The sequence below is a fragment of the Carnobacterium sp. genome, assembly GCF_032094055.1.
Taxonomy (GTDB): domain Bacteria; phylum Bacillota; class Bacilli; order Lactobacillales; family Carnobacteriaceae; genus Carnobacterium_A.
Map to the genome: position 1 here is coordinate 23,444 of NZ_DAMDAK010000009.1, position 5,363 is coordinate 28,806.

The following is a 5,363-nucleotide window of genomic DNA, read 5'->3' on the forward strand; positions in this document are numbered from 1 at the left end:
CAGCTTTAGCTGCTGAAATAGCCAAACCTTCAAAAGATGGGCTAGTATATACCATTAAATTGAGAGAAGATGGCAAATGGAGTAATGGAGACAACGTAACCGCGAAAGATTTTGTTTATTCTTGGCAACGCACAGTAGACCCAGCTACAGCAGCAGAGCAATCTTATTATTTTGAAGGTATAAAAAATTATGAAGCCATCGCTAAAGGAGAACTTCCGTCAACTGAATTAGGAATCAAAGCAGTAAATGATTACGAATTAGAATTGACTTTGGAACATCCAATTCCATATATTAATTCATTGATTGCTATACCGGCGTTCTTTCCAATGAATGAGAAGTTTGTAGAGGAACAAGGTGATAAGTTCGGTACTAGCAGTGAAACGACTTTATCTAACGGACCCTTTACTTTGGAAGATTGGAATGGAACAAGCATGAGTTGGAAGTATGTAAAAAATGACCAATACCGAGAAAAAGATGCAGTGAATTTAGACGAAGTTCAAATGCAAGTCATTAAAGAAACGTCTTCCGGCATTAACTTATTCAAAGATGGACAATTAGATGATTTAGTAATAAACGGAGAATTTGTGGCACATGAACAAGATAATGAAGCGTTGCAAATTCGGGAAATGCCGGGAACGTATTATATTTCATATAATACGAAAAAAGAGATCTTGAGCAACCTTAAAGCTCGAGAAGCTATCTCTTTAGTTATTGATTCAGACCAAATCGCAAAAAACGTGTTAAATGATGGTTCAAAAAAAGCAACTGGTTTTGTTCCATTTGGTTTTACTAATGCTGATAGTGGAGAAGACTTTTCTAAAGATGCAGGAGAACTGACAAAAACAGATGTGAAGAAAGCGAAGGCACTATGGACTGAAGCAAAAGCAGAACTAGGAATTGATGGAGGAGAAATAACAATTCTAGCATCAGATATTGATTCTTCTAAGAAAGTGTCTGAATACCTTCAAGGCGTTATTGCAGAAAATTTGGATGGATTAACTGTAAAAGTTAACGCAGTACCTTTTAAAAATAGACTTGAAAGAAGCCGCAGTGGCGACTTTGATATTGTTTTAGGAGGATGGACTCCAGTTTATGCAGACCCAATCGATTTTTTGAATTTATTTAAATCCTCTAACAGTAATAATTTCGGACAATGGAATAATGCTCAATATGATCAGCTTTTAAAAGAAGCATCAGAAGATTATGCATTAGATAACCAAAAGCGTTGGGATTCTATGTTAAAAGCACAAGAACTGTTATTTACTGAACACCCAGTGACACCACTTTACCAAATATCTGAAGTTCATTTAGTCAATCCTAAAGTAAAAGGCCTTGAGTTAGGACCTTTAGGAAGCCCTTATTATAAAAAAGTTTCTATCACAGAGTAAAGAAGATAAATTTAGTAGCGTGACAACTAGTTTGCCACGCTACAGTTAATTGAAAACAATGATAATGAAAAAAGGAAGCGGTTAAAAAATGGAAAAAGAAAAAGCACTTGCTGTAATTAAAGAATTGTCTAATGCTAATGGTGTTTCAGGTTTCGAAGATGAAGTTGTAGCTGTTTTAAAAAAATATGGAAAAGAGATTGGAGAGTTATCAGAAGATCGGATTAGAAACTTATTTTTGAAAAGGCAGGAAAATAAAGAAAACCAACCAATTGTCCACTTAGATGCACATACAGATGAGGTAGGCTTTATGGTCCAAGCGATTAAGCCGAATGGAACACTGGTCTTTCTGACTATTGGTGGCTGGATTGCTAGTAATATTCCAGCGCACCGCGTACGGATTCGGAATAGTGATGGAGTTTATGTTCCAGGTATCATTGCTAGTCAGCCACCGCATTTTATGTCAGAGGCCGATCGCAACAAACCGTTAGATGTGGGTGAAATGGTCATTGATATCGGCTCTTTAAGTTATGAGGAAACAGTCAATGATTTTAAAATTAAGATAGGTGCACCGGTTGTACCGGACGTAGCCTTTGAATACTTTCCTGAAAAAGAAAGAATGTTTGGAAAAGCATTTGATTGTAGAATTGGCTGTGCAGCAATGTTAGATACGATTGGAAGATTTCAAGGGAAAGAATTACCAGTTAATGTAATAGGCAGTTTTAGTTCGCAAGAAGAAGTAGGAGATCGAGGCATTAAAGTTGCGATTAAAGAAGTTCAGCCTGATATTGCGATTGTTTTTGAAGGTTGTCCAGCAGATGATACTTTTTCAGAGCCGCATATGATTCAAAGTGCTTTAAACAAGGGACCTATGTTGCGTCATATGGACGTGTTGATGATTACAAATCCACGCTTTCAAAAATTTGCCTTAGATATTGCTGAAAAGCATACTATCCCTGTTCAAGAATCGGTGCGCAAAGGTGGTGGAACGAATGGTGCTGTGATTAATTTAGCTGAAAAAGGAGTACCTACGATTGTTTTAGGGATACCAGTACGTTATGCACATACACATCACAGCATCGTATCATTCAGCGATTACCAACATGCCGTAAATTTAGCCGTTAAGATTATTGAAGAACTAGATGCAGCTACGATTGCAAGTTTTTAAGCAATTTAGAAAAGAGGGCATATAATGAAATTATATTTATCAGTAGATATGGAAGGGATGGCAGGCATTGCTCATCCGCAATTTGAAAAAGAAGACAAAGTAATTTTTAGAGAAATGTACCATCAACAAGTTAAATGGGTCATTGAAGGCATTCAAAAAAGTACAGTCAATGACAAGATTACTGAAATTACTATTTCTGATTCCCATGCATTAGGATTGCATTTATCTTATAATCTATTAGCCGATATGGATGAACGGATTAGTTTAGTCAGTGGTTATCCTAGAAAAGATTATATGATGAGCAGGTTAGATGAAAGTTACGATTTAGTCTTTTTTGTCGGGTATCATGCAGGTATTGGGGAACAAAATGGCTGTATTGATCATGGCTATAGCGCAAGAGCTGCCTATAATCTTTATATTAATGGAGAATATATGAATGAAACTACCGTTAATGCAGCCTATGCAGCTGAATTAGGAGTACCAGTAGGTTTGATTATTGGAGATTCTGGCTTAGAGACACAATTATTCGAAAAAGGTATGATGCCATGGGTATCTTTTGTAAAAACAAAGGATTCTTTAGGGAGATATGCAGTTAAAAACCGTCCACGTAAACAAGTCCGAGAAGATACCATCGCCAAAGTAGTAGAGGTACTAGAAAGTGATTATAATAAGATTCAGTTGTATCAAATGAAAACGCCAGCTGAATTGAAAATCCAATTTTACAATACAGCTCAAGCGGATAAAGTAGAACTTTTACCGGGAACTACTCGGCATGATGGACGAACAGTTTCTATTACCTGTCAAGATATGAAGACGCTGATCAACGGCATTGTGGGGATTGTAACACTAGCAGGAACGGAATAGATGTATCAAAAGAGCAGCTGAAATTAAAAAATGACTAGTGTTAAAAAGCAGTACTTACTTAAAAAAGCTACGAAAACTGTCCTATCTGAAGACTCATTCTTTAGATAAGGCAGTTTTTTTAAAACGAATTAAGAGTATTCTTCAATTTGCTTTGGTATAATAAGAAAAATGAAGGAGAAAGAAGGCATACAGCATGACGATTTATGATTTTACCGTAACAGAAATTGATGGCAAGGAAGTTTCACTGGATAAATATCGCGGAAAGCCTCTATTGATCGTGAATACAGCCAGCAAATGCGGATTGGCTCCTCAATTCGAAGGATTAGAAAAATTGTACAAGAAATATAAAGAACAAGACTTTGTCGTATTAGGCTTTCCTTCTAACCAATTTATGAACCAAGAACCATTGGAAAATGATGAAATCACAGAATTTTGCCAAGTAAACTATGACGTATCTTTTCCCTTGCATCAAAAAATCAAAGTAAATGGAAAAGAAGCTGCTCCGCTTTATCATTATCTAACTGAGCAGACAGGAAACAAAAAAATCAAATGGAATTTCACTAAGTTTTTAATTGGTAAAGACGGCGAAATTATTGAACGTTTTGGTCCTACGGTGAAACCGGAAAAAATTGAAGATGCTATCGTATCAGCTATTGAAGCATCATGATACTGCAACTCCTTTACTTTCAACGATTTAAGCACAGCAAACAAAACTGCCGGTACTTTCTGGCAGTTTTATTTTTTTTAAATGAGAAAAGCAAAAACGATCGTAAGTAGAAAGTCTATGGTACAATTAATTGGTATACATGAAAGTTTTGGAGGAGAATGATAATGGATAGCAAAAATAAATACTTAACTTTATTGGCTAAAGAGTATCCGACTATTGGAGAAACCACTACAGAAATTATCAATTTAGAAGCCATTATGAATTTACCTAAAGGGACAGAACATTTTCTTAGTGATGTTCATGGAGAATATGATGCATTTCAACATGTTTTGCGTAATGGTTCAGGAAATATCAAAGAAAAAATCAATGAGATATTTACCGACCGCTTAAGTAAAAAAGATATGAGTACGTTGGCTACACTAATTTATTATCCAGAAGAAAAAATCAAAAATATTTTAGCTGATATTGTTAACGAAGAAGAAATTGATGAATGGTATCGATTGACCTTATCGCGTCTGATTGAATTATGTGTATTTGTAGCTTCTAAATACACCAGTTCTAAAGTCCGAAAAGCTTTGCCTAAGGAATTTACTTATATTATTGAAGAATTGCTATTGAAAGATAACAGTTTTTCAAATAAAGAAGACTATTATAGCAAAATCATTCAAAGTATCATTTCGCTAGACCGAGCTCCTCAGTTCATTGCAGCTATTTCCTATCTGATCCAGCGCTTAGTTGTCGATCACTTGCACGTTGTCGGAGATATTTATGACAGAGGACCTTATCCTGATAAAATTATTGATACATTGATCGATCATCACTCTGTTGATATTCAATGGGGCAACCATGATATTTTATGGATGGGAGCCGCTAGCGGATCGGCAGTCTGTATCGCTAATGTTCTACGGATCTCTGCGCGTTACGATAATTTAGAGATTATCGAAGATGCTTATGGCATTTCATTACGCCAATTACTGACCTTTGCTGAAATGACATATACGGAAGACAGTGCAAACGGTTTTTATCCTAAAATCGATAAAGAGAAAAAAGATTTTTATGAAGAAGAAGTACGCCAAATCACTAAAATGCATCAAGCCATTGCGATTATTCAGTTTAAATTGGAAGGTGTCATCATTAAAAGACAGCCGGATTTCAAGATGGAACACCGGATGGTTTTAAATATGATTGATTATGAAAATGGAACAATCACGATCAAAGGCGAAACTTATCCTTTGACCAATACGTATTTTCCAACCATTGATCCAGCCGATCCTTATAA

5 protein-coding genes are annotated in these 5,363 nt (G+C 35.8%); all 5 read left to right on the top strand.

Annotated elements, in window-relative coordinates; genetic code table 11:
- Window positions 1-1,388 (top strand): peptide ABC transporter substrate-binding protein (locus RT405_RS02620; RefSeq protein ID WP_313467315.1); only part of this gene is annotated, 1,388 nt, incomplete at its 5' end.
- A gap of 88 nt (window positions 1,389-1,476) precedes the next feature.
- A complete protein-coding gene (locus RT405_RS02625; RefSeq protein ID WP_313467317.1) occupies window positions 1,477-2,553 on the top strand; it encodes a M20/M25/M40 family metallo-hydrolase in 1,077 nt (358 codons plus the stop codon).
- Between the two features lie 24 nt (window positions 2,554-2,577).
- On the top strand, window positions 2,578-3,417 hold the full coding sequence (locus RT405_RS02630; protein WP_313467319.1) for a M55 family metallopeptidase: 840 nt from the start codon (window positions 2,578-2,580) through the stop codon (window positions 3,415-3,417).
- 193 nt (window positions 3,418-3,610) lie between these two features.
- Window positions 3,611-4,084, top strand: a complete 474-nt coding sequence (locus RT405_RS02635; protein ID WP_313467321.1) for a glutathione peroxidase — start codon at window positions 3,611-3,613, stop codon at window positions 4,082-4,084.
- Window positions 4,085-4,248: 164 nt separating this feature from the next.
- On the top strand, window positions 4,249-5,363 hold a 1,115-nt coding region (locus RT405_RS02640; protein ID WP_313467322.1), incomplete at its 3' end, for a fructose-bisphosphatase class III.

Bases quoted from the DNA above. Each gene is read 5' to 3' on its own strand.
- RT405_RS02625 (WP_313467317.1), top strand. From the start codon at position 1,477: ATGGAAAAAGAAAAAGCACTTGCTGTAATTAAAGAATTGTCTAATGCT.
- RT405_RS02635 (WP_313467321.1), top strand. From the start codon at position 3,611: ATGACGATTTATGATTTTACCGTAACAGAAATTGATGGCAAGGAAGTT.
- RT405_RS02630 (WP_313467319.1), top strand. From the start codon at position 2,578: ATGAAATTATATTTATCAGTAGATATGGAAGGGATGGCAGGCATTGCT.